The organism is Phytobacter massiliensis JC163 (assembly GCF_000321045.1).
Lineage (GTDB): Bacteria > Pseudomonadota > Gammaproteobacteria > Enterobacterales > Enterobacteriaceae > Phytobacter_A > Phytobacter_A massiliensis.
In genome coordinates this window covers 1,316,782-1,340,639 of the sequence record NZ_HE578945.1, presented here as the reverse complement: position 1 = coordinate 1,340,639, position 23,858 = coordinate 1,316,782, and the positions used below count along the sequence as shown (strand labels likewise).

At 55.2% G+C, this 23,858-nt stretch carries 22 protein-coding genes and 1 pseudogene; 8 read left to right on the top strand and 15 right to left on the bottom strand.

What is annotated here, in order from left to right:
• The 3 genes from tus to rstA form a co-directional block, all read right to left on the bottom strand.
• On the bottom strand, window positions 1-833 hold an 833-nt coding region (gene tus, locus ENTHG_RS06615; RefSeq protein WP_044179087.1), incomplete at its 3' end, for a DNA replication terminus site-binding protein.
• Between the two features lie 79 nt (window positions 834-912).
• On the bottom strand, window positions 913-2,202 hold the full coding sequence (rstB, locus tag ENTHG_RS06610) for a two-component system sensor histidine kinase RstB (protein WP_044176883.1): 1,290 nt from the start codon (window positions 2,200-2,202) through the stop codon (window positions 913-915).
• A gap of 26 nt (window positions 2,203-2,228) precedes the next feature.
• The gene (gene rstA / locus ENTHG_RS06605; protein ID WP_044176872.1) at window positions 2,229-2,945 is read right to left on the bottom strand and encodes a two-component system response regulator RstA; all 717 of its coding nucleotides are present in this window, start codon (window positions 2,943-2,945) and stop codon (window positions 2,229-2,231) included.
• Window positions 2,946-3,071: 126 nt separating this feature from the next.
• Between rstA and ENTHG_RS06600 the strand changes: the two genes are divergently transcribed.
• On the top strand, window positions 3,072-3,407 hold the full coding sequence (locus ENTHG_RS06600) for a GlpM family protein (RefSeq protein WP_044176860.1): 336 nt from the start codon (window positions 3,072-3,074) through the stop codon (window positions 3,405-3,407).
• Here ENTHG_RS06600 and folM read toward each other — a convergent pair.
• From folM to ydgH, 3 genes are all read right to left on the bottom strand, one after another.
• The gene (folM, locus tag ENTHG_RS06595) at window positions 3,404-4,126 is read right to left on the bottom strand and encodes a dihydromonapterin reductase (RefSeq protein ID WP_044176851.1); all 723 of its coding nucleotides are present in this window, start codon (window positions 4,124-4,126) and stop codon (window positions 3,404-3,406) included. The two genes, ENTHG_RS06600 and folM, sit on opposite strands and share 4 nt — an antisense overlap.
• Window positions 4,127-4,161: 35 nt before the next feature.
• Window positions 4,162-5,544: an amino acid permease gene (locus ENTHG_RS06590; protein ID WP_044176843.1), complete on the bottom strand. Its 1,383-nt coding sequence runs from the start codon at window positions 5,542-5,544 to the stop codon at window positions 4,162-4,164.
• 185 nt (window positions 5,545-5,729) lie between these two features.
• Window positions 5,730-6,674 carry a DUF1471 family protein YdgH gene (ydgH, locus tag ENTHG_RS06585; protein ID WP_044176832.1) on the bottom strand — a complete coding sequence of 315 codons (945 nt, stop codon included), beginning with the start codon at window positions 6,672-6,674 and terminating at the stop codon, window positions 5,730-5,732.
• A gap of 631 nt (window positions 6,675-7,305) precedes the next feature.
• Here ydgH and pntA point away from each other — a divergent pair.
• The 3 genes from pntA to ENTHG_RS06565 all read left to right on the top strand — a co-directional run bounded on the left by pntA (window position 7,306) and on the right by ENTHG_RS06565 (window position 11,455).
• The gene (gene pntA, locus ENTHG_RS06575; RefSeq protein ID WP_044176822.1) at window positions 7,306-8,835 is read left to right on the top strand and encodes a Re/Si-specific NAD(P)(+) transhydrogenase subunit alpha; all 1,530 of its coding nucleotides are present in this window, start codon (window positions 7,306-7,308) and stop codon (window positions 8,833-8,835) included.
• Window positions 8,836-8,845: 10 nt separating this feature from the next.
• Complete coding sequence (gene pntB, locus ENTHG_RS06570; protein ID WP_044176814.1) at window positions 8,846-10,234, top strand: Re/Si-specific NAD(P)(+) transhydrogenase subunit beta; 1,389 nt, start codon at window positions 8,846-8,848, stop codon at window positions 10,232-10,234.
• A 99-nt stretch (window positions 10,235-10,333) separates the two neighbouring features.
• Window positions 10,334-11,455 carry a mechanosensitive ion channel family protein gene (locus tag ENTHG_RS06565; RefSeq protein WP_044176805.1) on the top strand — a complete coding sequence of 374 codons (1,122 nt, stop codon included), beginning with the start codon at window positions 10,334-10,336 and terminating at the stop codon, window positions 11,453-11,455.
• A gap of 5 nt (window positions 11,456-11,460) precedes the next feature.
• Here ENTHG_RS06565 and ENTHG_RS06560 read toward each other — a convergent pair whose 3' ends face one another.
• Complete coding sequence (locus ENTHG_RS06560; protein ID WP_044176796.1) at window positions 11,461-11,913, bottom strand: multidrug/biocide efflux PACE transporter; 453 nt, start codon at window positions 11,911-11,913, stop codon at window positions 11,461-11,463.
• Window positions 11,914-12,012: 99 nt separating this feature from the next.
• Between ENTHG_RS06560 and ENTHG_RS06555 the strand changes: the two genes are divergently transcribed.
• Entirely contained in the window at window positions 12,013-12,882 is an 870-nt protein-coding gene (locus ENTHG_RS06555) for a LysR family transcriptional regulator (protein WP_044176788.1), read from the top strand.
• A 108-nt stretch (window positions 12,883-12,990) separates the two neighbouring features.
• Here the strand turns inward: ENTHG_RS06555 and uspE are convergent, their stop codons facing one another.
• From uspE to ogt, 3 genes are all read right to left on the bottom strand, one after another.
• The gene (gene uspE, locus ENTHG_RS06550; protein WP_044176777.1) at window positions 12,991-13,941 is read right to left on the bottom strand and encodes a universal stress protein UspE; all 951 of its coding nucleotides are present in this window, start codon (window positions 13,939-13,941) and stop codon (window positions 12,991-12,993) included.
• Between the two features lie 143 nt (window positions 13,942-14,084).
• A complete protein-coding gene (gene fnr / locus ENTHG_RS06545; protein WP_044176765.1) occupies window positions 14,085-14,837 on the bottom strand; it encodes a fumarate/nitrate reduction transcriptional regulator Fnr in 753 nt (250 codons plus the stop codon).
• A 211-nt stretch (window positions 14,838-15,048) separates the two neighbouring features.
• Window positions 15,049-15,564: a methylated-DNA--[protein]-cysteine S-methyltransferase gene (gene ogt, locus ENTHG_RS06540; protein ID WP_044176755.1), complete on the bottom strand. Its 516-nt coding sequence runs from the start codon at window positions 15,562-15,564 to the stop codon at window positions 15,049-15,051.
• Between the two features lie 520 nt (window positions 15,565-16,084).
• Here ogt and smrA point away from each other — a divergent pair.
• Window positions 16,085-16,648, top strand: a complete 564-nt coding sequence (smrA, locus tag ENTHG_RS06535; protein ID WP_044176744.1) for a DNA endonuclease SmrA — start codon at window positions 16,085-16,087, stop codon at window positions 16,646-16,648.
• A gap of 6 nt (window positions 16,649-16,654) precedes the next feature.
• Here smrA and umuC read toward each other — a convergent pair whose 3' ends face one another.
• The 3 genes from umuC to ENTHG_RS06520 form a co-directional block, all read right to left on the bottom strand.
• Window positions 16,655-17,908 (bottom strand): translesion error-prone DNA polymerase V subunit UmuC, encoded by a 1,254-nt coding sequence (gene umuC, locus ENTHG_RS06530; RefSeq protein ID WP_044176739.1) that lies wholly within the window; start codon window positions 17,906-17,908, stop codon window positions 16,655-16,657.
• Between the two features lie 128 nt (window positions 17,909-18,036).
• Window positions 18,037-19,221, bottom strand: a complete 1,185-nt coding sequence (locus tag ENTHG_RS06525) for an MFS transporter (protein ID WP_071825817.1) — start codon at window positions 19,219-19,221, stop codon at window positions 18,037-18,039.
• An 81-nt stretch (window positions 19,222-19,302) separates the two neighbouring features.
• The gene (locus ENTHG_RS06520; RefSeq protein ID WP_044176725.1) at window positions 19,303-20,439 is read right to left on the bottom strand and encodes an alpha/beta hydrolase; all 1,137 of its coding nucleotides are present in this window, start codon (window positions 20,437-20,439) and stop codon (window positions 19,303-19,305) included.
• A gap of 172 nt (window positions 20,440-20,611) precedes the next feature.
• Between ENTHG_RS06520 and ENTHG_RS06515 the strand changes: the two are divergent.
• A pseudogene (locus ENTHG_RS06515) lies at window positions 20,612-21,495 on the top strand (LysR family transcriptional regulator).
• Between the two features lie 25 nt (window positions 21,496-21,520).
• Here the strand turns inward: ENTHG_RS06515 and ENTHG_RS06510 are convergent.
• Both ENTHG_RS06510 and ENTHG_RS06505 read right to left on the bottom strand, forming a co-directional pair.
• Complete coding sequence (locus tag ENTHG_RS06510) at window positions 21,521-22,204, bottom strand: class I SAM-dependent methyltransferase (protein WP_044176722.1); 684 nt, start codon at window positions 22,202-22,204, stop codon at window positions 21,521-21,523.
• A gap of 11 nt (window positions 22,205-22,215) precedes the next feature.
• On the bottom strand, window positions 22,216-22,596 hold the full coding sequence (locus ENTHG_RS06505) for a hypothetical protein (protein WP_044176719.1): 381 nt from the start codon (window positions 22,594-22,596) through the stop codon (window positions 22,216-22,218).
• 131 nt (window positions 22,597-22,727) lie between these two features.
• Here ENTHG_RS06505 and ENTHG_RS06500 point away from each other — a divergent pair, with 131 nt between their 5' ends.
• Window positions 22,728-23,201 (top strand): Rrf2 family transcriptional regulator, encoded by a 474-nt coding sequence (locus ENTHG_RS06500; RefSeq protein ID WP_044176717.1) that lies wholly within the window; start codon window positions 22,728-22,730, stop codon window positions 23,199-23,201.
• The last annotated feature ends 657 nt before the right edge of the window (window positions 23,202-23,858 follow it).

Below are 23,858 nucleotides of genomic sequence, written 5' to 3'. Positions count from 1 at the left end.
AGCAGCCCGCCGATGTCCGGCACTTTACCGCCGTTCTCTTCCGATATCAGCGCAATCAGCGGCGTCGGGCAGGCATACTGTACCTGTTTCTGTGAGCCGGAATACCAGACGCGGGCGATGGGCTGCACCTTTACCGGGCGCTTAATTTTAAGTTTCGCGGCCTCCGGCAGGGCGGCGATATCGGCATACTCCTGCTCAAGGCGCTCCAGCCACTGCTCCCGGGACCACGGGGCCACCGCCCGCGGCGATTTACGGCTCTTATCAAGCAGCGCCAGCACCTCGTCACGGGTAAAGTTTTTGATAATGTGTTTATTGGCCCACCCGAACCGCAGCGTTGCGGGGTCACGGATGGCCGTCAGCGTCCGGTAGGCGTTCAGGGTAATCAGGCCGGGCAGGTGATGATGCACCCATTCAAAGCGCGCCGAAGGGCTAAGCTCCGCCTCCACGGTGACAATCCGCTCAAAGGTCATTTTTAGCGAGTTGATAGTATTAATGGCCTGTTCCAGCCGCTCGCGGGTGGGGAGATCCACCTGATAGCAGATAACGCCGGGCAGGCGCACCGCGGCTTTGCTGCTGCGATTTTCCGACTGCTGCTGGATAAACAGGTGGCCGTAGTGGCGCAGCGCCATTTCTGCGGCCTCTTTGCCGACATGTTGTTTTACCGCGATAGCCGGAAGCGGGGCGTGTTCGGCCCCTTTAGCGACCTCCGGCAGGCTGAATACGCGCCCGGCCAGCAGTCGACAGGCGGCCAGCTCTTCATTAAACGCACCCAGCGCGTGCTCCATCTGGCGAAAGGTGGAGGTCAGTCGTTCAATCAGATCGTAATGTGCCATACCCTGTCTCTTTAGTTACAACATACTATTATGGTGCCTCATCTTCGCAGATAGCCGGCTTCAGTGCAATCATTGCTCATCAGGAAAGGGCAATGTGATGCCAGACCGGCCAGCGGAAACAAAAACGCGCGCCGCCGCTGTCACTCGCCTCACAGGTCACGCTCCCGCCCGACGCCTGGGCAATAGAGTGCACAATCGCCAGCCCGAGGCCGCAGCCGCCGGTTGCGCGATCCCGGCTTGGATCAAGGCGGACAAACGGCTCGAAAACGCGCTGCCGCTCTTCGGGGGCGATGCCGGGGCCGTCATCTTCCACCACCAGCATGGCGTTACTCCCTTCCAGTTCCAGCGAGACAGACACCTGACGCTGGCAGTAGCGCAGCGCGTTATTAAGCAAATTATCCAGTACCCGCTCCATCAGACGCATATCCAGCGCGCCGTAATCGCCAGGCTGCGAGCTCAGGCTCAGGATGCGCTGCGGGTTAACCTGGCGGGCATCTTCCATGTAGGCTTCAAGCCAGGCGGGCAGGTCCGGAGTAGTGAGCTGTAGCTCGGTTTGCGGTCTGTCGAGGCGGGCGTAGGTCAGCAGCTCTTCAATCAGCCCTTCAAGCTGGCCGATATCACGATTCAGGGCGGCGCGTTCGTCGTCGCTCAGATTATCGCTCATCTCCAGACGATAGCGCAGCCGCACCAGCGGCGTGCGCAGTTCATGGGCGATGCCGTCGATCAGCATTTTTTTACTGGCGATCAGCGCGTTGATGTTATCCGCCATCTGATTAAAGGCGATACCTAGCCGCTCAAAGCTGGAGGCGCTGTCAAAATGGATCCGCTCTTCCAGATGCCCTTCGCCGAAACGCTGCGCCGCAGACTCCAGGCGCAGCATCTCCTGCCAGTGTGGGCGCATCCAGATGAAGACCGGAAAGGCGAGGGAGATGGCGATAAACGCCATCAGCGCCATATCCAGAATGCGCATTTCATGCAGATAGAAAAGGTAGGGGACCGGCCCCACCGCCAGAACATAGTGGCTGCGCGGAATTCGCTGGATAAACGTGTACTCCTCGTCCAGCGCCACGATATCGCCTTCACGCAGGCGCTGGGCGCTGGGCGGGTCGAGGGTGAACTTAGCCATCGGTTCAATACGCAGATTGAACGAGAGGTTAAGATCCAGCTCTTTTAAGGTTTTGTTCCACTGATGGGGCGGGATTTCCCGTAGCTCGCTGCGCATCAGGTAGAGGGAGCTTTTCATCAAATCGTCCAGCGACTGGCGTCCGGCGCGTTCGGCGGTAAATTTATAGACCAGCCCCACCAGCATGGTCATCACCAGAAAGCAGACGAATAACAACAGGTAAAACTGAACGAAGAGCTTTTTCATTGCGGCACCCGTGAAGGAGAGCGGACTCAGTTATCCCAGGCGTGGGGGGCGAAGAGATAGCCTTTATTGCGCACGGTTTTGATGCGGTAGGGTTCGGTGGCGCTGTCGAGTAACTTCTTGCGCAGTCGGGAAATTGCCACATCCACGCTGCGGTCCATGCCGTCATAGGCCACGCCGCGCAAATTTTTCAGCAGCGCGTCACGATCCATAATTTGCCCGGCATGGGTCGCCAGCTCCCAGAGCAGATCGAAATCCGCCGTTGACAGCATAATCTGCTCGCCTGCCAGCAGCACCTGACGGTTCACCGGGTCGATGGTCAACGTACCAAAACGCAGGGTGTTATGTTGCTTGAGAGGCAGGGTCGATTCAGGCTGCGTTGCGCCTGCCTGCTGGCGCAGATGCAAACGCAGTCGCGCCAGCAGCACGGGAGGCGGCGTTGTCTTCAGAATATAGTCATTCGCGCCCATCTCCAGGGCAAGAATATGGTTCATATCGCTATCAAGCGAAGTGAGAAGAACAATCGGGCCCGCCCACTGCTTGCGAAGGTCGCGGCACAGCGTCATGCCGTCTTTGCCAGGGAGCATGATATCAAGCAGCACCAGCTGCGGTTTTTCTCGGGCGATAACCGCCTCGGCCTGGTCGCCGCGCGGCTCAACGATGACGTCCATATCATGTTTGCCCAGCCAGGCGGCGATCAGCGCGCCAACTTCCGGGTCGTCTTCAACAAAAACGATCTTATTCATAGGTCATCGTGACAGGAAAAAATTCAACATACACTGCCTTGCCGTTTGCTGCCATTAATGTTTTCTAAACGAATACGCTTCCGCTATGCTGTAGTCCTTTGTTGTTATTATGTTAAAGGAAAACGCATGGCCCTGGTGATGAAAGCCGCTATTGGTGCGCTAGTGGTGATATTGATTGGCCTGCTTTCTAAAAGCAAAAATTACTATATTGCCGGGTTAATTCCGTTATTCCCCACCTTTGCCCTCATCGCCCATTACATTGTGGCAACGGAGCGGGGCGTTGAGGCGCTGCGCACGACGATTGTTTTCGGCATGTGGTCCATCATTCCCTATTTCTTCTATTTGCTCTCGTTATGGTATTTCACCGGATTTATGCGGGTAGGCTATGCGCTGGGAGCCGCGGTGCTCTGCTGGAGCCTCAGCGCCTGGCTGCTGATCGTCGTATGGAGCCGCTTTCACTAACGCAATGGACGACCACCATCCACCCCGAAGCTGCGCCCCGTCACGTAACAGCTGGTCAGCAGATAATCGACCAGATCGATAATCTCTTTTTCACTGGGGGCGATTTTCATCAGCGATTTATTCAACGCCTGCTGGCGATACTGTGCGTCGTCGCCTTCGTTAAACAGGATAAGTGACGGCGCAATAGCATTCACTTTGACCTCTGGCGCCAGTTTTCTGGCGAAGGAGCGGGTGAGATTATCCAGCGCGGCTTTGCTGGCGGCGTAGGCAATGTGCTTATCGCTGCCGCGCTCGACCACGTAATCGGTAAAATGAATAATGTCGCCAGCGGCGTGGCCGAAGCCGCGCAGCAGCCTTTCCAGCGCATGATTGAGCAGGTAAGGGGTGCGCACATGAATCTGCAACATCCGCGAAAGCAGATCCGGTAAGGAACAGCCTGGCGTCTCCGCCGCCCAGTCACCGGCGTTGTGGATGATGGCCCGCAGCCCCTGAGCCTGCTGTTTTACGGTTTCCGCAAAGGCCAGCACCCCCTCATCGTTGCTGAAATCCGTCTGGATGCAGGTGGCTCCGGCCTCCTGCAGGGCATCGATGGTCGGGTACCGGGTGCGGTAGCTGACAATAACCGGCTGCTGCTGGTTAAGAAAATGGTGGGCCAGGGCGAGGCCGATGCGACGGCCTCCTCCGGTAATCAAAATCGGGCGAACTGGCGAGTTTCCCATGGTATCTGACTCTCCGTACACAACGGGGTGTCATGTCACCCCATTAACATCCACGTAGCGGGAACGGCGGCAATCAGCAGCAGGCCGATCAACACTCTCTCCCGGCGTTTGAGCAGGTGGGTTAACTCATGGGTGCGACGGGCGTATATAAAAAACAGCAGCCCTGGCGCATAGAGCACCACCGAAAGCAACAGGTGCATCGGCCCCGAGGCATACAGTAACCATAGCCCGTAAGCGCTGGCGCCAGTAGCCACGATCCGGTGCAGCGGCCGACGGGATATTTTCAATAAAAAAGCGCCGACAAGGAAATAAGGGACCAGAATCATCTCGGACGCAATGGTCAGCAGCGTATTGTAATCAGAACCTGTGAGCCAGATCAGTACCAGGCAGATCTGCACGCTCATATTGGTCAGCCAGAGCGACGCGGCAGGGGCGTTATTCTTATTCTGCTTTGCCAGAACGCGCGGAAACGCTTTGTGGGTGGCAGCCAGCAGAGGCACCTCCGCCGCCATAATGGTCCAGCTCAGATAGGCGCCGCAAACGGAGATAATCAGCCCGGCGGCGATCACCACGTCTCCCCAGGAGCCCATCAGCCTGACCATCAGTTCTGCCATAGAGGGATTGCGCATCGTCGCCAGCTCCGGGCGGGCGACAACGCCCATCGACAGCAGCGTAACCAGCAAATAGACCCCGAGCGCCGCCAGTACCGCCAGCAGCGTGGCGCGGCCGACGTCCCGCTTGTTGCGCGCGCGGGCCGAAACCACTACGGCGCCCTCGACGCCAATAAACACCCACAGGGTAATGAGCATGGTGTTTTTAACCTGCTCCCATACCGGTACGCCCAGTTCGAAACCGGAGAAATCGAGGCTAAACGTGTCGATTTGAAAGGCGATGGCGGCGAGAACAATAAACAGGCCCAGCGGCACCAGCTTTGCCATTGTCGCCGCCAGGTTGATGCTGGCCGCCGTCTGCACGCCGCGCAGAATAAGCGCATGCACCACCCACAGCAGCACAGACGCGCCAACTATCGCCTGCCAGGTATTGCCGTCGCCAAAGAAACGCCGTTCGGGCGTATCGGTAAAGAAGCTAAGCGCGGAAAAGACAATCACGAGGTAAGAGACGTTGGCGATCACCGCACAGAGCCAGTAGCCCCATGCGGAGCAAAAACCGATAAGCTCGCCAAACCCTTCCCGGGCATAGGTAAAAATACCGCCGTCCAGTTCAGGGCGGATGCGGGTCAGTATCAGCATGGCGAAAGCGAGCAGCAGTATGCCTGCGCCGGTAATCGCCCAGCCAATAAGTAACGCGGCGGGGCTTGCGACCTCTGCCATATTTTGCGGAAGGCTGAACACGCCTGCACCGAGCATCGAGCTTAGAACCAGCGCAGTTAACGCGCTCAGGCCAAGTTTCTTTTCCATGGGTATCCTGTTGTAGAAGGATTCAATCCGGAATAATTATTTCGCTTAAGCGCATAAAAATGGTGGATCGCACTAAGGCGCGGGATTTTACGGAGAGTTTTAAACGCATGCAATGCGGGGACGACTGAAATTAACAAAAAATGCCGTCCAGAACGCTGAACGGCACAGAAGGTAAAGCGGGGGGCTTATTTATAGAGATCGGCGCTGATAGTGATATTGCTGCCGTTTTCCTGCCACTGACGGGTAATGTGGTAGTACTTCGCTCCTTTTTTAGCAGCGCGCTTCGCTACCTGGTAGGAGATTTCCGTCATGTTGCCGTAGTTGCCGGTAAACTTAATGCTGTCGAAGGGGATCATCTGTGCGGCGGTGATCTTGTTCACTTCTTCAATTTTAGTACCGTCCGGCAACGTGACAGTGTAACGCCCGCCCTTGGAGGATTGCGTTTCGAAGAAACGGCCCACTTCATAGCTCGGCGCTGCGCTGGTGGCGACGCCCGGTATTTCTACTTTCTTCGCTTCTTCACCGCCTTTCGCCAGCGCGGCGCGGCCTGCTTCGGAGTCACGAGGAATCGCATCCGGGCTTTGCAGCACGCGTTTTTTCGCGTCCGCTTTATAAACAAAAGCGGTAATGATCTGGTTGCCGCCCTGGTTGGCGTCTACCTGACGCACAATGTAGTAGGAGGCTGCGCCTTTTGCTTTTGCCGCTTTGGCAATCGCGTCGTTCACTTCCGGCTGGCTGCGGTAGAAACCCTGCACCGTGACGGTATCGAAAGGTTCCAGCTCGACAGCCTGCGTTTTCGGCAGTTCGGCCACGCCGTTAAAGACGCGCAGCGCCGGGGCCTGGGCTTTTGGCGCATCCGCCTTGTAGAGATCGGCGGTTACGCGCTGGTTGCCGCTGTTGCCGTAATCGGTTGACTCCAGAACGTAAAATGAGGCCGCGCCGTCTTTATCTGCACGGTCGGAAACGGCCTTCACAGCGTCGCTAATGGCGTTAAAACGACCACTCACGACAACGCGATCGTAGGGTTTTAATGCGGCCGCTTGCTCCGGCGTCAACTCTGTCGCTGCGTTTACCGACAGGCTAGCCACCGACAGAATTGCTGACGCCAGGAGGGTGTACTTAAGCTTCATAAAAATAATCCTTCGCCTTGCGCAAACCAGATACTGGTGTTGTTGTTAACGTAAATCGTTGGTGATTATTGCATTTAAACGCTACGACTGTCTGCGTCATTTTTCACTCACTGTGCTACGCGGCAGGCGTTTTACAATAACCTTTAGTGATATGTTGAAAAAAGAGCGCCTTGACCAGTAAAAGTCATAAACCATATGAGTTTTTAAGTTAATACATTGTTAAATGAGGGTGGGCGAGCGGAGATAAATCACGTTTTGCCGCTTCGCCTGAGCGGAATATAGGCCCGTTTAGCGTAATTAAAGGGAAATAGCCTTGCCCGTTCGTCATCTGCCGCGGTATCCGCAGATAAATACCCATTTTCTAAATACGAGCGGTAGATCACAGGCGTTATTTTCAGTAGCTTATATACCCGTCATACTTTGAGTTGCTGTGCGTTGGCTTCCTCACTTACCCAGCCTTTTACTGGCGTAAGTGCCCGGAGACGCATCACGTAACTCGGATTATTTAGGGTATAGCACGTTTGTTACGGTTTTATTTTCCGGCGCGTGGCCTGTTTTACTCTGCGGCAGGCTTCACGTTGTACGGACATCACTGACAAACCATCATCTAAAACCGATGGAAGGGAAAACTATGCGTATTGGTGTACCTAAAGAACGGTTGGCCAATGAAACCCGCGTTGCGGCGACGCCGAAAACGGTTGAGCAACTGCTAAAACTGGGTTTCACCGTCGCTATCGAAAGCGGCGCGGGTAAACTGGCAAGCTTCGATGACAACGCGTTCACCCAGGCGGGTGCGACCGTCGTGGACAGCAACGACGTCTGGCAGTCTGACGTTATCCTTAAGGTCAACGCGCCTGCAGACGACGAAATTGCCCTGCTGAACCCTGGCACGACCTTAATCAGCTTTATCTGGCCTGCTCAAAACGCGGAACTGATGGAAAAACTGGCGGCCCGTAATATCACCGTCATGGCAATGGACTCCGTTCCACGTATCTCCCGCGCCCAGGCGCTGGACGCGCTCAGTTCGATGGCCAATATTGCAGGGTATCGCGCTATCGTCGAAGCGGCCCATGAATTTGGCCGCTTCTTTACTGGCCAGATCACCGCGGCGGGTAAAGTGCCGCCAGCGACGGTGATGGTTATCGGCGCGGGTGTTGCCGGCCTTGCCGCCATCGGCGCGGCCAACAGCCTCGGCGCTATTGTTCGCGCCTTTGATACCCGCCCGGAAGTAAAAGAACAGGTGCAGAGTATGGGCGCCGAGTTCCTTGAGCTGGATTTTAAAGAAGAGGCGGGCAGCGGCGACGGCTACGCGAAAGTGATGTCCGAGGCGTTTATCAAAGCGGAAATGGATCTCTTTGCCGCTCAGGCCAAAGAGGTGGACATTATCGTCACCACCGCGCTGATTCCGGGTAAACCCGCGCCGACGCTTATCACCCGCGAAATGGTGGACTCCATGAAGGCCGGTAGCGTGATTGTCGATCTGGCGGCGCAAAACGGCGGCAACTGCGAATACACCGTGGCCAACCAGGTGATCACCACCGCGAACGGCGTCAAAGTCATTGGCTATACCGACCTGCCGGGCCGTCTGCCCACGCAATCCTCCCAGCTTTACGGCACCAACCTGGTGAATCTGCTGAAACTGCTGTGCAAAGAGAAAGACGGCAACGTTACGGTTGATTTTGATGACGTCGTCGTGCGCGGCGTGACGGTGATTCGTGAAGGGGAAGTGACCTGGCCGGCTCCGCCCATTCAGGTCTCCGCTCAGCCGCAGGCGGCTAAAGCCGCGCCAACGCCGGTTCAGGAAGAGGTTAAACCTGCTTCACCGTGGCGCAAATATGCGCTGATGGCGCTGGTCATTATTCTTTTTGGCTGGCTGGCGGACGTCGCGCCGAAAGAGTTCTTAGGCCACTTTACCGTCTTCGCGCTGGCCTGCGTGGTGGGTTATTACGTCGTCTGGAACGTCTCCCACGCGCTGCATACCCCTTTGATGTCGGTCACTAACGCCATCTCCGGCATTATTGTTGTCGGGGCGCTATTGCAAATTGGTCACGGCGGCTGGGTCAGTTTCCTCAGCTTCATTGCCGTACTCATTGCCAGCATCAATATTTTTGGTGGTTTCACCGTCACTCAGCGCATGCTGAAAATGTTCCGGAAGAACTAAGGGGTAGCACATGTCTGGAGGATTAGTTACAGCTGCATACATTGTTGCCGCGATCCTGTTTATTTTCAGCCTGGCGGGTCTGTCGAAGCATGAGACTTCGCAGCAGGGCAACCGTTTTGGTATCGCCGGGATGGCGATTGCGCTGATTGCCACTATTTTCGGGCCGGAAACCGGCAATGTCGCCTGGATTATCGTGGCGATGATTATCGGCGGCGCGATTGGTATCCGCCTGGCGCGTAAAGTTGAAATGACCGAAATGCCGGAGCTGGTGGCGATCCTGCACAGCTTCGTTGGTCTTGCGGCCGTGCTGGTGGGCTTTAACAGCTACCTTTATCACGAACCGGGTATGGAGCCCATCCTGGTCAATATTCATCTGACCGAAGTGTTCCTGGGTATCTTTATCGGTGCGGTGACCTTCACCGGCTCGGTGGTGGCGTTCGGTAAGCTGCGTGGAAAAATTTCCTCGAAGCCGCTGATGCTGCCAAATCGCCATAAGCTGAACCTTGCGGCGCTGGTGGTTTCATTCCTGCTGCTGGTGATGTTTGTACGCACCGAGAGCGTTGGCCTGCAGGTTCTTGCGCTGCTGGTGATGACCATTATCGCGCTGGCCTTCGGCTGGCATCTGGTGGCTTCTATCGGCGGCGCGGATATGCCGGTAGTGGTTTCGATGCTCAACTCCTATTCCGGCTGGGCGGCGGCGGCGGCGGGCTTTATGCTCAGCAACGACCTGCTGATCGTCACCGGCGCGCTGGTGGGCTCGTCGGGCGCGATCCTCTCTTACATCATGTGTAAGGCGATGAACCGTTCGTTTATTAGCGTCATCGCGGGCGGCTTTGGTACCGATGGTTCCTCAACCGGCGCGGATGAAGAGGTGGGCGAGCACCGGGAAATTACTGCCGAGGAGACAGCAGATATGCTGAAAAACTCCCACTCTGTCATCATCACCCCAGGCTATGGCATGGCGGTGGCGCAGGCGCAGTATCCGGTCGCGGAAATTACCGAAAAACTGCGCGCGCGCGGCATCAAGGTCCGCTTTGGTATTCACCCGGTAGCGGGGCGTCTGCCAGGGCACATGAACGTCCTGCTGGCGGAAGCGAAAGTGCCGTATGACATCGTGCTGGAGATGGATGAAATTAACGATGATTTCGCCGATACCGATACCGTACTGGTTATCGGGGCTAACGACACCGTTAACCCGGCCGCGCAGGACGATCCGAAAAGCCCTATCGCCGGTATGCCGGTACTGGAAGTGTGGAAAGCGCAGAACGTTATCGTGTTTAAACGCTCTATGAACACCGGCTATGCTGGCGTACAGAACCCGCTCTTCTTCAAAGAGAACACGCAAATGCTGTTTGGCGACGCCAAAGCCAGCGTCGATGCGATTCTCAAAGCGCTGTAATCCGCTGTTCTTTTCTTAACCGCTCTTCGGAGCGGTTTTTCCCTCCCTCGGTCAGGGCGTCTATACTTTTTCTCTCAACGCTTTTGATGAGGGGAAAGAATGGAATTTATATCACGCTTCAATCTGATATCTTTAATGATGACGCCATCGTTCTGGATTGCTGTCGCCACGGTCGTGATCATTACGATATTGGTCTACTGGCTGCTCAACCGCCTGCTGCGTATTGTCGGTAAAGGGGTGCAAAGCTGGGGCGATAAGCATCAGAGTACGCAGAAGATGCGTCAGGTGCTGAATGATATGCTGGTCAGGACCAGCAAATTTTTGCTCTTTATCGCGGCGTTTCTCTTTAGCCTGCGCTTTGTCGACCTGCCAACCAACCTTTCTGCCACTATCAACCATGCGTGGTTCCTGGTCTTTGCCATCCAGATGGCGCTGTGGTTCGATCAGGGCGTAATCTCGTGGCTGCACCAGCTGCGCTATGAACCCGGAATGCATAAAAACCCGGTCACGCTGGTGATCACCGGCCTGCTGCTACGCATGCTGGTCTGGACGGTGATGCTGCTGTCGATTCTGGCGAACGCCGGGGTAAACATTACCGCGCTGGTCGCAAGCCTGGGGGTAGGCGGTATCGCCATTGCGCTGGCGGTGCAGACTATCCTGAGTGACGTTTTCGCATCCCTCTCTATTGGCTTTGACAAGCCGTTCGAAATTGGCGATTTCGTGGTCTTTAATGATGTTGCCGGGACGGTAGAGCATATCGGCCTTAAGACTACCCGCATTCGTAGCCTGAGCGGCGAGCAGATTGTCTGCGGCAACGCCATCCTGCTCCAGCAGACACTGCATAACTATAAACGTATGCAGACCCGTCGCATCGTCTTTACCTTCGGCGTGGCCCTCTCAACGCCGCCGGATAAGCTGCGCCAGATCGGCGAGATGATCAAAACCATCATCACCGAGGTTGGCGAAACCAAATTCGACCGTGCCCACTTCCTTGGCTTTGGCTCTGACCGCCTTACCTTTGAAGTCGTGCATATCGTCAATACCGCCGATTACAACAAATATATGGATATCCAGCAGGAGATTAACATCCGTATTATGGAGCAGCTGGCGGCCCACGATATCGAACTGGCGCTGCCGACTACGGTGGTGAAAGGACCGTGGCCTGCGGGCGTGCCGGACGCCGACAGCCAGCAGGAGGCGATGACCGGCACGCGCGGTTAACCGTTTTACTCTCGGCAAGCGCGCGCCTGGCGCTGTTTCAGGCGCGCGCGTAACAGGTCCCAGACCCAGTTAAAGAGCATGGTATAGGGCAGGAAAAACAGGAAAAAACCGATCTCCAGCACGAATGCCGCCACCAGGCTGATACCCAGCATCATCGAGGCAATCGTCACGCCAATCACAATGAACCCACCTTCAAAACCCAGCGCATGCCAGACACGCACCACCAGCGTTCGTGGCACCCGATGCACCGGCCACAGGCGGTCAAAACCCGCATTGTAGATAACGTTCCAGATCATCGCGGCGGTGGACAGTATCAGCGTCAGTGTTCCCATCTCCAGCATCGGTCGCTGCAAAATCCAGGCGCTGACCGGAGCGCAAATGGCAATGGCGATAAGTTCAAAGCAGACCGCATGGAAGACTCGCTCCATTAAACTTTTTCGCTCAGTGGTACGCTGCATATCTTGTCTCCAGATATTCATGTGAGGAATTTATCTGGCGATTTTCATCGGTTATTAAGATAATATAAAGATAGATACCATCTAAAAAAGCGATAGTTCATGCGCTACTCTCCCGAAGCCCTTACGGCTTTTGTCGAAACCGTCGCCGCAGGGTCGTTTTCCGCTGCCGCCCGCCGGTTACGCAAAAGCCAGTCAACGATCAGCACGGCGGTTGCCAATCTTGAGGCGGACCTTGGGGTCGCGCTGTTCGATCGCACATCGCGCCACCCGGTATTAACGCCGGAGGGGGAAAGGGCGCTTAGCTACGTGCAGGCGATCCTGGCCGCCAGCGACCGGCTGGATGAACTGGCAATATGGCTGGCGGGGGAGACGGAAACCCGTCTGACTTTTGTGCTCTCCGATACGCTGCCTCCGGATACGCTGGCGAAGCTGCTGGGTGAATTTGATAAACGCTGGCCGCATACCGAGTTTGAATGCCTGATGGGGGAAAACGAGGATGTTATCGATCTGCTGCAGAAGGGACGGGCGCAGGTAGGACTGACGGAGGCGCATGAACGCTATCCAACCGATATCGGCGCGATGCGCCTGCCGATGCAAAGCCTGATGGCCATTTATGTCGCCCCCGGCCATCCGCTGGCCGCCGCTGCGGGCATCGAAGAGGCGCAGCTTCGTACGTGGCGTGAACTGCGGCTTAATACCTATCTGGAAAACCCAAACAGCGCCGCCCGCGGCCCGGTCTGGTCGGCACCAAACTACCTGCTATTGCTGAGCATGGCGGAGCAGGGCTTTGGCTGGTGCGCTTTGCCCTGTGCGCTGGTGGAGGAGTTTTCCGGGCCGGACAAACTCATGCGGCTCTCTGTGCCGGGTTGGCCGCGGACTATCCCGCTTGATTTGCTGTGGAATAAAAAACAGCCGCCGGGGGTGGCGGGAAGCTGGTTAAGGCATTATCTGGCGCAATGGCAGGAGTAGTGGATGTATACGCATCCGGTGGATTCCCGGGTGTGCTGCGCTTATCCGGGCTACAGGGCGTAGCCCGGATAAGATATTCATGCCGCATCCGGGACGTTCTTGCGTGCTTTAATCGTCTTCTTCGTCGTCCAGCTCAACGGGAGTCTGGTAATCATCCGGCTTAATCACCAGCAGGTCGCAGCGCAGATGGTCGATCACCTGTTCAGCGGTATTGCCGAGAAACGCGGCGGAAATACCGGTACGGCCAATGGTGCCCAGCACCACGATCCCCGCCTGCAGATGCTCCGCCAGGTCCGGGATAACCTCTTCCGGCAGCCCTTTATCAACGTGGGTATGCTTTTCATCGATGCTGTATTTTTGCCGCAGCGCTTTCATGGCAATCAGATGCTGGCCGCGGATCGCGTCGTTATAGACGCCCGGATCGAACTCCGGCAGTTCAATAGCAATATTGATAGGGGTGACGGGATAGGCGCCCACCAGATGAACCTCGGTATGGTTGACCTGTTCGGCCAGCTGCAGCGTCTCTTTCACCAGTTTATCATTGAGCGAAGTGTGGTACTGCTCTTCACTGGCAAGGTTGACGGCCACCAGCGCTTTACCGCCTTCCGGCCAGGGCTGGTCTTTCACCATCCACACCGGGCAGGGGCATTTACGCAGCAGATGCCAGTCGGTAGGGGTGAAAATCACCGATTCCAGCTTGTCGTGCTGGTGAGCCATTTTTAGCAGCAGATCGTGGCCGCCGGAGATCACTTCCTGGATAATGGCTTCGAAAGGGCGGTTGTGCCACACCACTTTGATATCAACAGGCACGCCTGCGTCTATATAGTATTTCGCCTGTTCGCGGATCCAGGCGGTACGCTGGCTAATCACGCCCTGTCTCATGGCTGTTCGTTCGTCAGGGGACAGAAGAGTGGTCATCTCATAGGAAAAATCATAGATAGGCAAAAAAGCTTTGATTCGCCCACCAATCCGTTGATGCAGATACACGGCACGTCGTAACGCGGGCTGATCGTCCTGGTTAGGATCGATGGCGACCAGCATATTTTGATACTTAGCCATACAGGGTCTCCTTACATCTGTCACCACAGTCTGTAAATACAAGATAACCCATAAGAACTGAATGAAACAGGGAAAACCTTTTGCCAGATCAATAAATCAGAAAAATTTAACTGTCCGGCAAAAGGGAGAAAAGAGGCAGGAAATCAGGCGACGTTGCGGGAGTGACCGGCCAGCTGCGCCAGGGTGTCGCTGTTCTCGATAGTGATGTATTTACCCTTCACCGCCAGCATGCCGCTTTTCTGGAAACGCCCCAGCAAACGGCTGATGGTTTCAACGGTCAGGCCCAGATAGTTGCCGATATCGCCACGGGTCATCGTCAGGCGGAACTCACGGGGGGAGAAACCACGCTGAGCGAAACGGCGCGACAGGTTATAGATAAAAGCCGCCAGCCGCTCTTCTGCGTTCTTTTTGGAAAGCAGCAGGATCATATCCTGATCGCCTTTGATTTCGCCGCTCATCAGGCGCATCATCTGCTGGCGCAGGTTCGGCATTTTACCGGACAGGTCATCGAGCGTTTCGAAGGGGATTTCGCACACCATGGATGTTTCCAGCGCCTGAGCGAAGCTGGGATGATGCCCGGTGCCGATGGCGTCAAAACCCACTAAATCGCCCGCCAGATGAAAGCCGGTGATCTGCTCGTCGCCCTGTTCAGTAATGGTGTAGCTTTTGATGGTGCCGGAACGTATCGCGTACAGCGATTTCAGCTCATCGCCAGCCTTGAACAGCGTCTGACCTTTCTGGATGGGCTTTTTACGCTCAATGATATTATCGAGCTGATCCAGCTCGTGCTCGTTGAGCGTAAAGGGGATGCAAAGCTGGCTGATGCTGCAATCCTGGCAATGGATTGCACATCCGCCAGACTGAATGCGTCGTATAATTCGCTTTTCCGGGATCATAGTTCTGCTCAAGCCGTTTAATTGATATTGGTCAATTTTAACATCTTTTTCGGAAGCACGTAAGCCTGGTGAAACGTCAATTCAGCAGAAATGAAATGCCGGGCTGTCTCGCTATAAAAGCCGAATCAACCATCTTATTGATATTCCTTCATTTCACAAGGGGTATTTATTCCGTGTTGCCGTATCAAAACGCCGCCAGCGACGCATTTTTTCACAATAAAAGGTACCCTTCGTGGCGCAGCAGCCACTCTTTACGCGTTACGCCGCCCGCGTACCCTGTCAGGGTGCCGTTGCGGCCAATAACGCGATGGCAGGGAACAACAATACTCACCGGATTAGCGCCGTTCGCCGCCCCTACAGCCCGCGCCGCGCCGGCCCGGCCCAGTTTCTCCGCCATCTCGCCATAATGCATCACCTGGCCGCAGGGGATGGAACGCAGCATTGCCCAAACTTCACGCTGAAAAGGGGTGCCCGCCGTGGCAGTGGGGAGGGCGTCAATGATAGCGAGATCGCCGGAAAAGTAATCCGTCAGCTTATGGCTTAGCCCGCCGGGATTGGTCGCACTAATGCGTCTGTAGCCTTGCAGGCGATAGTGAATATTCAGCAACGCTTCCATCCTGTCGCTGTGCTCTTCCCACTCAACGGCGCGTAAATGGAACGTTTCATCGCATAGTACCCACAGCGGCCCCAGCGGCGTGGCGATTTTATCTTCGAGCAGGGTGAGCATCGGCAATCCTTTTTTGTTGCAGAGGTGCTCAAATTATCATGTCGCGGGGGCTAAAAACTATACCTGTAAAGGAGCATTCGGGATGGGGATATATTCACGTGGTGAATATTTGTGCGAAGGCATCACTGTGTTCGTAGATGATATATTTTCCGTGTATGGCCAGTAAAAAATAGAGCCTGCCGACATCGTCAGGCTCCACAGTACACACAGCAACAACGCATCCGTTCGTTAATTATTATGGGTTCATCCTGACACGGTAAATACAGTTATAGTTGCCTGTCAGAATATTTCCAGCTGTTTTTAGTGATTATTTTCATACTTTTGCTATTACCATAGATTATATTAACGTCAGTAAAGTTTCAGTTAAGTGAGGTTAAAAATAATATATTACCGCGGCTAATCTATTCAGTGCCTAATCAATTATCTTACTGGCGCATTTTCAGTAAATGTCTGGCGGCCGTTGTCGACGCGGGCCACGCCAGCTATAGTATTTGCTCAGATGTAGCGGGAGGACTGAACCATGAACCCTGACGAGAAATCACTGTTCCTTGACGCCATGGAAGATGTCCAGCCACTTAAGCGCTGCGCGGATGTTCACTGGCACCCCAGCCGTAACGCCCGCGCGCCGCAACGCGTTGATATTTTACAGCTCGATAATTTTTTAACGACCGGTTTCCTGGATGTCGTGCCGCTCGCAACGCCGCTCGAATTTCGCCGGGAAGGCGTCCAGAGCGGGGTCATTGATAAGCTGCGCTCAGGTAAGTACAGCCAGCAGGCCAGCCTCAGTTTACTGCGCCAGCCCGTTGAGCAGTGCCGACAGATGCTGTTCAGCTTTATCCATCAGGCGCGGCAGGAAGGTTTACGTAATCTGCTGATTATTCATGGCAAAGGGCGAGAAGAGGGTTCGCATGCCAATATCATTCGTAGCTATCTCGCCCGCTGGCTGACCGAGTTTGATGACGTGCAGGCTTTTTGCGCCGCTCAGCCCCATCACGGCGGAAACGGCGCATGCTATGTTTCGCTGCGTAAGACGGCGGCGGCGAAACAGGAGAACTGGGAGCGCCACGCGAAACGTAGCCGCTAAAGGCGGCTACTGCGCCAGCGGCACGTCGGCCAGTTTAGTCGTCCACGCGGGAGAGAGCATCTGGCGTTTCATTGCCCAGGCGGGCGTTACCCCCTGGCTGGCAAACCACATCTTATTGCCTTTTTTATTCATTGCATCCAGCACCTGCATGAGCGCCTGGCTATTTGGGCGAGGGGTATACTCGTCAAATAAATTAAGCTGCGCCACCCCCTGGCTAAAAAAATCACCCAGCATGACGCCCGCTTTTTGATAACCCGGCCCTTGCTTCCAGATAATATCCAGGCTACGGGTGGCAGCGGCAATAATATCCCGGGTGTCCTGTGTTGGCGTCAGTAAATTTATTCCCGCGCTGTTGCTGTAATAGGGTTCATGCGGATCGTGCGGGCTGCTTTTTATAAACGCGCCGACGTAGCGACAATATTGATGCTGAGCGCGAAGTTTTTCCGCCGCGCGCGCCGCCCATGTACTGATCCCTTCGCGCACCTCGGTGTAGTTGCTGGTTCGCTGACCAAACGATCGGGAGCTGATTATTTCGTGTTTCGCCGGGGAAAACTCCTGAAACCCCAGACAGGGTTCGCCACGCAGCTCGCGCACGGTACGTTCAAGCACCACGCTAAAGTTTTTACGAATAAACCATAAATCGCACTGCGCCAGTTTTAAGACGGTATCGATATTCATCAGTTTCAGTTTTTTCGATAGCCGTCGGCCAATCCCCCAGACCTCTTCCACCGGGAGACAGGCCATCAGCTTTTGTTGATTAACCGGGCTGGAAAGATCAACCACGCCGCCGGTTTTTTCCGGCCATTTTTTGGCGGCGTGATTCGCCAGTTTCGCCAGCGTTTTTGTCGGCGCAATACCCACGCCGACCGTTAGCATTGTGCGCTGAAAGATTGTGTCACGGATATGTTTACCGAATGCCCTAAGGTGAGGAATTCCGCTCAGGTCAACAAATGCTTCATCAATGCTGTAAATATCTACCTTCGGGCAGATCTCCTCCAGCGTGGTCATCACCCGGTGGCTCATATCGCCATACAGCGCATAGTTGCTGCTAAAAACCGCAACGCCGTGACGTTGTAGAAGCGCTTTTTGCTTGAAATAGGGTTCCGCCATGGTTATGCCCAGCGCTTTGGCTTCCGCGGAGCGCGAGATAATGCAGCCATCGTTATTAGAGAGCACCACAACCGGTTTGCCGGTCAGGTCGGGCCGCCACACCGTTTCGCAGCTGGTATAGAACGAATTGACATCAACGAGTGCGAACATCGTGATTCAACCTCATTAATTACTGTTTATATATACAGTATTAAGCGTTGCGCCAGCGCGGTCAAGGGCTTTGCGGTCAATCGTTTTAAAGCCTTTTAAAAATGGCGCTGATCAAGCCGGCGAGTGTCTCAGGCTTTGTTATGTCGATGTGAGGTCATTAGCGTCATCACCACTGCGCTCAGAAGCAGCAGGGCGCTCAGGCCGAAAGCGCTTTGCCAGCCCAGGTTGTCAAATACCAGGCCGCCTGCCGTTGACCCCAGCGCAATGGAGAGCTGAATGACGGCAACCATAAGACCGCCGCCCGCCTCGGCATCGTCGGGCAGTATCCGCGCCAGCCAGGTCCACCACCCCGTAGGCGCCGCCGTTGCCAGCATTCCCCACAGGCTCAGCAGCGCGGCGGTAGCCCAGGGGGAACCTCCCGCCAGCAGTAGCAGCCCAGCAATGGCCGCCATGAGCAAAGGGATGGTCATCAGCGTGGGATAAAACCTGGCGTTCAGAAAGGGGGTAATTATCAGCGTGCCAACAAAGCCCGCCACGCCTGTAGCCAGTAAAATCAATGACAAAGCGGAAGCGTTAACGCGGGTGACCGTCTCAAGAAAGGGCCGAACATAGGTAAAGAGGGCAAACTGCCCCATAAAAAATAATCCGCAGGCCAGCAGGCCGGTTACCAGCACGGGGAGCCTGAACAGTTCTGTCACGGAACGCTGGGGTTTTTGCTGCCTGTCGTTGACCATCGTCGGCAGGCTGACGCATTGCCAGATAAACGCGGCGAGGGCCAGCGGTACGAGTGCGAAAAAGGCGCCACGCCAGCCGACGGTAGCCCCCAGATAGCTCCCCAGCGGTGCCGCCACGACGGTGGCCAGCGCGTTGCCACCGTTAAAAATCGCCAGCGCGCGAGGCACCTGATGCTGCGGCACCAGACGAATAGCGATCGCTGCCGACAGTGACCAGAAACCGCCGATGGTAATGCCAATCATGGCCCGCCCCAGCATATAAACCGGATAGCTGGATGCCAGCGCAATAATCAGTCCCGATACGGCCATCAGCACGGTCAGCCCCAGCAGGAGGTGTTTGCGATTCACATTCCCGGCAAGACGCGAGAGGGTCAGGCTGGTCAGCACCGCCAGCGCCCCGGAGATGGCAATTCCCTGGCCTGCCAGCCCTTCGGTAACGTGTAGATCGCCGGCAATCGGCGTCAGCAGGCTGACCGGCATAAATTCAGAGGCGATCAGCACAAAAACGCAGAGCGTCATGGCAAATACGCCGCTCCAGTGGGCGTGGGTTTTATGGTGTGAAGAGCTCAATATGGACATGATGGTTTCCGCAGTACGGCGCAGATCGCCCGGATGCGGCGCAACGCGTTATCCGGGCGATCTTTTAAGGGCATGGAGGGGTTATTTCAGGTTGGTTTTGAAAAACTGCTCAAATTTGGCGAACGGTATTTTACCGGCGGCATTGTCATAAAGATCGACATGGTTCGCCCCAGGCACAATCACCAGCTCTTTCTCTTTGCTGCCGACGGCCTTAAAGGCGTCTTCGGCAAAATAACGTGAGTGGGCCTGTTCCCCGGTCACGATCAGCGTTGGAATGGTAATCTCCCCGGCATAGCTCAGCAGCGGCATATTCATAAATGACAGCGGCATCGTTGCATTCCACGCGCCGGTAGAGTTGACGGAACGCGGGTGGAAACCGCGCGGCATCCGGTAATAGTCAAAGAACTCCTTTAACACCGGGTTCGGGTTGGCAGGTAACGTTTCTGGCAAAATACGATCGGACGCGCTGGCGTTGCCTTTATCATCGACATAAATATCGTGTCCGCCCGGCGCGAAGGTGCCGTTTTCCGCATCCTTCCAGCGTTGTTCATTCAGATACTGCAGCACCGCGCGGCGGTCGGCGGTGGTATAGCGATCTTTACCGTCGCCCACGCCGTGGCCCATCGCGCGGCTCATGTCATACATCACGCTGGTGGCCACGGCTTTTACGCGGGTATCCATTGCGGCATCGTTGAGCGCCATACCGCCCCAGCCGCAGATGCCAAGCAGTCCGATACGGTTGCGGTCCACCTCTTTTTGCAGGCCTAAGAAATCCACTGCCGCGCTGAAATCCTCGGTGTTGATATCCGGCGAGGCAACGTTACGCGGCTGGCCGCCGCTTTCTCCCGTATAAGAAGGGTCGAAGGCGAGGGTGACAAAGCCCTGTTCCGCCAGCGTTTGCGCATACAGTCCGCTGGACTGTTCTTTGACCGCGCCAAAGGGGCCGCTGATGGCTATCGCCGCCAGCTTGCGCTCGCCGCGATCTTTAGGAAGATAGAGATCGCCGACCAGCGTGATCCCGTAGCGGTTCTGGAAGGTCACCTTACGGTGATCGACCTTCGTGCTTTCAGCAAAGGTTTTGTCCCACTTATCGACCAGCGAAACAGGGGCGTTCGGATTGGCTGTATCTGCATAACTCATAGTTGTAACTCCACTTAATGATGCGCATAGCAGCATTGCAGGTAGGGTTGCTGACAGTTTTCTGGCGAAAGCTTTCATCACGTGCTCCTTTAAAAATTACGTTGCGGGTACAGGCTGCGTACGGACAACACTGCTGTGCTTTGTTGCAATGCGCTGATTATAGGTAGCAGTAAAAGTGCTGATTAGAGGGTGAAAACTGCTAAGATTCATAACGGATTGTTATAAATCAGATGAGTGGGCGGAGCGGATAATGGCGAAACGGGAAAACTATAACGATCTCTATCTCTTTATGCTGGTAGTCCAGGAGGGCAGTTTTACCGCGGCGGCGCAGCGGCTTGGACTGGCGCAGTCAGGAATCAGCCGTTCTGTACGCGAGCTTGAAGAAAGGCTGGGCGTGCAGCTGCTGGTCCGCACCACACGCAAATTGTCGTTGACCCAGGCCGGGGAGCAGCTTTATCACACCGTCGAGTCAGGCTTCGAGACTCTGGACACAGGGCTCGCCACGCTGGCGCACTATCGCCATACCCCCTCCGGTACGGTTCGCATCAACGCCAGCCAGCACGCCATTGATAAAATACTGCTGCCGAAGCTGGCGGCGTTCAAACAGCGTTATCCCGATATCAGGCTGGAACTGATTAGCGAAAGCCGGTTTGTCGATATTATCGCTGAGCGATTCGATGCCGGCATACGCCTGGGGCCGGAGGTCGGGGCGGGCATGGTCGCGGTGCGCATTTCGCCGGAGATGGAGATGGCCGTGGTAGGCGCGCCTGAGCACTTTCGTCGCTACGGTTTTCCGCAAACGCCGGCCGCTCTGGCAGCGCATCCCTGCATTGCTTATCAGTTTGGCGACGGCAGTATTTACGCCTGGGAACTCAATGAGGACGGTAAAAAATGACCCACCGCCCGCAGGGGCAGTGGGCCTTTGCCGACAGTTACATGGAAGCGAAAGCCGCCCGGCTCGGTCTGGGGCTGGCTTACGTTCCGGCGGAGCTGGTGGCTGACGATGTAGAACGCGGCACCCTTATCCGGGTACTGCAACGTTACAGCCTGCGGCTGGAAAGCTCCTTTCTCTATTATCCTCATCGTAACGTGTCGCCCGCGCTGCGCGTGGTGATTGATGCCCTGAAAATCTGATTCAGCACGGGTGCCGTGAAACGATTTACTTTCTTGCCGCCCAGGCATGAATCAGCAGCGACTGGAAGAAGTGGTCCGGCGCGGAAAAACCGGCATCCCTCATCAACGCTTCGGTTGCGGCTGGCGGCTGCACCCGTAGTCGTTCCTCAAACAACTGCTTAATCTCTTCGACGGTGGGCGCGCTGGTGCTCCCATACGCCTGTAGGGCGGCCCAGCGGCGGAGCTGGTCATCGATATTATCCGCAGCCATATCGGCGGCGATTTCAGCAACGATCAGCCTGCCTGACGTTTTTAACCGCGCCGCTATCTGATGATAAATACCGCCCCGGTCGTTCTGCCGGATGAAATGGGTCACCAGCAGGCAGAGCACGGCATCAAATTTCTCACCGCCAGCAATGTCTTCCAGATAGCCAGCGAGTAAGTCGCACCGGTGTTCTATTCCCGCCTGGCGAATCTTCTGGTCGCACACCGCCAGCATATCGGCAGAGGGATCTACGCCGGTGAAGCGCCAGCCCGGATAGCTGTCGGCAAGAGAGAGCACTTCGTTGCCCGTACCCACGCCGACACAAAGGATGTGTGCATCGGCGGGTAAATCCTGCAGCTGCAGCGCCATCAGAAAATGCAGATTGGCGCTAATCGGGCTAAAGCGTGCATTGCTGGCATCATACCGCCGCGAAAATTCGCTGTTAAAAATGTCATTAGTGCTCATATCCGCCCCCGTTATGAGTTATGTGGCTTTAGTAACTGCTGCGCTTTGTGTTTCATCACGTGGGTGCGAACGGCCGCCTGAAAAACACGAAACAGCAGGCCGTTGATCAGGGTCGCGACGGTGAGAACGATAAACGCGGTCATCAACCAGTCGATAACGCCAATGCCGCTCTGTAACAGAGCAGGGCGATAGAGCAGCATGCCTGCCGCCACCGTCCAGTGGCTCATACAGTAAAAGCAGCTAAAAAGATGGCCCAGCATGGCGTTTTTGCGCGCGGTCCATCCCCGGAGCGGCGCGAAAAGCTCGGTCTGGGTGATGGTCATCGACAGGCTGGCCGCGGCGAGGGCTATCATCAGGCAAACGTAGAGATCTGAGGCGAGTACGGGCGTCATATTGGGTTCCTGTGGCTGAGGGATTGTCGTCTGCTTCATTCATGTAACTTATAAAATCACATGACCTTTACCTTTGTCAATTTCATGTATCAATGTAAGATACATAAGATTGCCCCCCGGAGAGAGCTGATATGCGTCAGGACAATAAACTCTCGCGCATGCTGCATGTTTTATTGCATATGGCGCGCCATGAAGATGTCTATACCTCAGAACAGATAGCCCATATGCTTGGCACCAACAGCGCGGTAGTCAGGCGCACGCTGGCTGGCCTGCGTGAAGCGGGCTTTGTCACCTCGGTCAAGGGGCATCATGGCGGCTGGCGCATCGCCGCGCCGCTCAGGGATATCAGCCTGCTTGATATCTATCGCGCCGTGGGCGTTAAACAGCTTTTTGCCATCGGCGGCGGAGACGCGCACCCTGAATGCGCGGTGGAAGCGGCGGTGAACCAGGCGCTGGGCAGCGTGCTGGACGAGGCGCAGCAGGCACTGCTTGCGCGTTTTGCCGAAATAAGCCTGCAGGATCTGTCAGAGCGGTTCGAGCGCCATTTTGCTGGTGACAACAGCACAGAAATTACCGACTGCCGCAGCGCTGAAACGCAAAAGTAATTAGCTAAAACGCACAAAGAGCGATATTAAACCGCCCCGGATATCCGGGGCGGTATTTTCCTCACGTTTAGCGTGCCATTGTCATTTTGAGTTAAAACCTGCCGCCTGTTTATTGTTTGCAATAGCAAACCCATTGTTCTTAATTCAGTACAATCGGTTTTTCATTTAAAACATCTCGTTTTATTCGCGGCAAAAAATATTTAATTAACTGTGAAATTGTCATGGTCATGACATTTTGAAAATATTCTGAATCTACAATTTATATTCTTTTATATTCAAATGGTTACCCTCTCAATTCTCTATATTTACTTGTTTATTTTTTGTAAACAAAATGTGATATCGCTCATAGAACGCTTTTTTGCCAATAGCTAATAACGCGCTACGACCCTATTGTATTTGCATTGTATACAACGCCGATAAGTTATTGCTTTACCCATTCCCCAGAATAAAACAACACGTTTTGTATGGTTAAAATCAACAGGCGGGGCGATTAATCGCTTTGCCGCGTAAATAGAACAGAGTATTTGCCCATAACCCGAGAGGTGCGCAGCAATGCAACTGGAAAATTCAAACTCAATTGGTTTGCGTGAGGAAAAAACAGCGATTAAAAAATCGAACGCGCGCTGGCTGGTCGTTGCGATGCTATTTTTTATGACC

What these genes read in the sequence shown, in the direction of transcription:
- rstB (WP_044176883.1), bottom strand. Translation starts at nt 2,202, where the DNA reads ATGAAAAAGCTCTTCGTTCAGTTTTACCTGTTGTTATTCGTCTGCTTT.
- rstA (WP_044176872.1), bottom strand. Translation starts at nt 2,945, where the DNA reads ATGAATAAGATCGTTTTTGTTGAAGACGACCCGGAAGTTGGCGCGCTG.
- ENTHG_RS06600 (WP_044176860.1), top strand. Translation starts at nt 3,072, where the DNA reads ATGGCCCTGGTGATGAAAGCCGCTATTGGTGCGCTAGTGGTGATATTG.
- folM (WP_044176851.1), bottom strand. Translation starts at nt 4,126, where the DNA reads ATGGGAAACTCGCCAGTTCGCCCGATTTTGATTACCGGAGGAGGCCGT.
- ENTHG_RS06590 (WP_044176843.1), bottom strand. Translation starts at nt 5,544, where the DNA reads ATGGAAAAGAAACTTGGCCTGAGCGCGTTAACTGCGCTGGTTCTAAGC.
- ydgH (WP_044176832.1), bottom strand. Translation starts at nt 6,674, where the DNA reads ATGAAGCTTAAGTACACCCTCCTGGCGTCAGCAATTCTGTCGGTGGCT.
- pntA (WP_044176822.1), top strand. Translation starts at nt 7,306, where the DNA reads ATGCGTATTGGTGTACCTAAAGAACGGTTGGCCAATGAAACCCGCGTT.
- pntB (WP_044176814.1), top strand. Translation starts at nt 8,846, where the DNA reads ATGTCTGGAGGATTAGTTACAGCTGCATACATTGTTGCCGCGATCCTG.
- ENTHG_RS06565 (WP_044176805.1), top strand. Translation starts at nt 10,334, where the DNA reads ATGGAATTTATATCACGCTTCAATCTGATATCTTTAATGATGACGCCA.
- ENTHG_RS06560 (WP_044176796.1), bottom strand. Translation starts at nt 11,913, where the DNA reads ATGCAGCGTACCACTGAGCGAAAAAGTTTAATGGAGCGAGTCTTCCAT.
- ENTHG_RS06555 (WP_044176788.1), top strand. Translation starts at nt 12,013, where the DNA reads ATGCGCTACTCTCCCGAAGCCCTTACGGCTTTTGTCGAAACCGTCGCC.
- uspE (WP_044176777.1), bottom strand. Translation starts at nt 13,941, where the DNA reads ATGGCTAAGTATCAAAATATGCTGGTCGCCATCGATCCTAACCAGGAC.
- fnr (WP_044176765.1), bottom strand. Translation starts at nt 14,837, where the DNA reads ATGATCCCGGAAAAGCGAATTATACGACGCATTCAGTCTGGCGGATGT.
- ogt (WP_044176755.1), bottom strand. Translation starts at nt 15,564, where the DNA reads ATGCTCACCCTGCTCGAAGATAAAATCGCCACGCCGCTGGGGCCGCTG.
- smrA (WP_044176744.1), top strand. Translation starts at nt 16,085, where the DNA reads ATGAACCCTGACGAGAAATCACTGTTCCTTGACGCCATGGAAGATGTC.
- umuC (WP_044176739.1), bottom strand. Translation starts at nt 17,908, where the DNA reads ATGTTCGCACTCGTTGATGTCAATTCGTTCTATACCAGCTGCGAAACG.
- ENTHG_RS06525 (WP_071825817.1), bottom strand. Translation starts at nt 19,221, where the DNA reads ATGTCCATATTGAGCTCTTCACACCATAAAACCCACGCCCACTGGAGC.
- ENTHG_RS06520 (WP_044176725.1), bottom strand. Translation starts at nt 20,439, where the DNA reads ATGAAAGCTTTCGCCAGAAAACTGTCAGCAACCCTACCTGCAATGCTG.
- ENTHG_RS06510 (WP_044176722.1), bottom strand. Translation starts at nt 22,204, where the DNA reads ATGAGCACTAATGACATTTTTAACAGCGAATTTTCGCGGCGGTATGAT.
- ENTHG_RS06505 (WP_044176719.1), bottom strand. Translation starts at nt 22,596, where the DNA reads ATGACGCCCGTACTCGCCTCAGATCTCTACGTTTGCCTGATGATAGCC.
- ENTHG_RS06500 (WP_044176717.1), top strand. Translation starts at nt 22,728, where the DNA reads ATGCGTCAGGACAATAAACTCTCGCGCATGCTGCATGTTTTATTGCAT.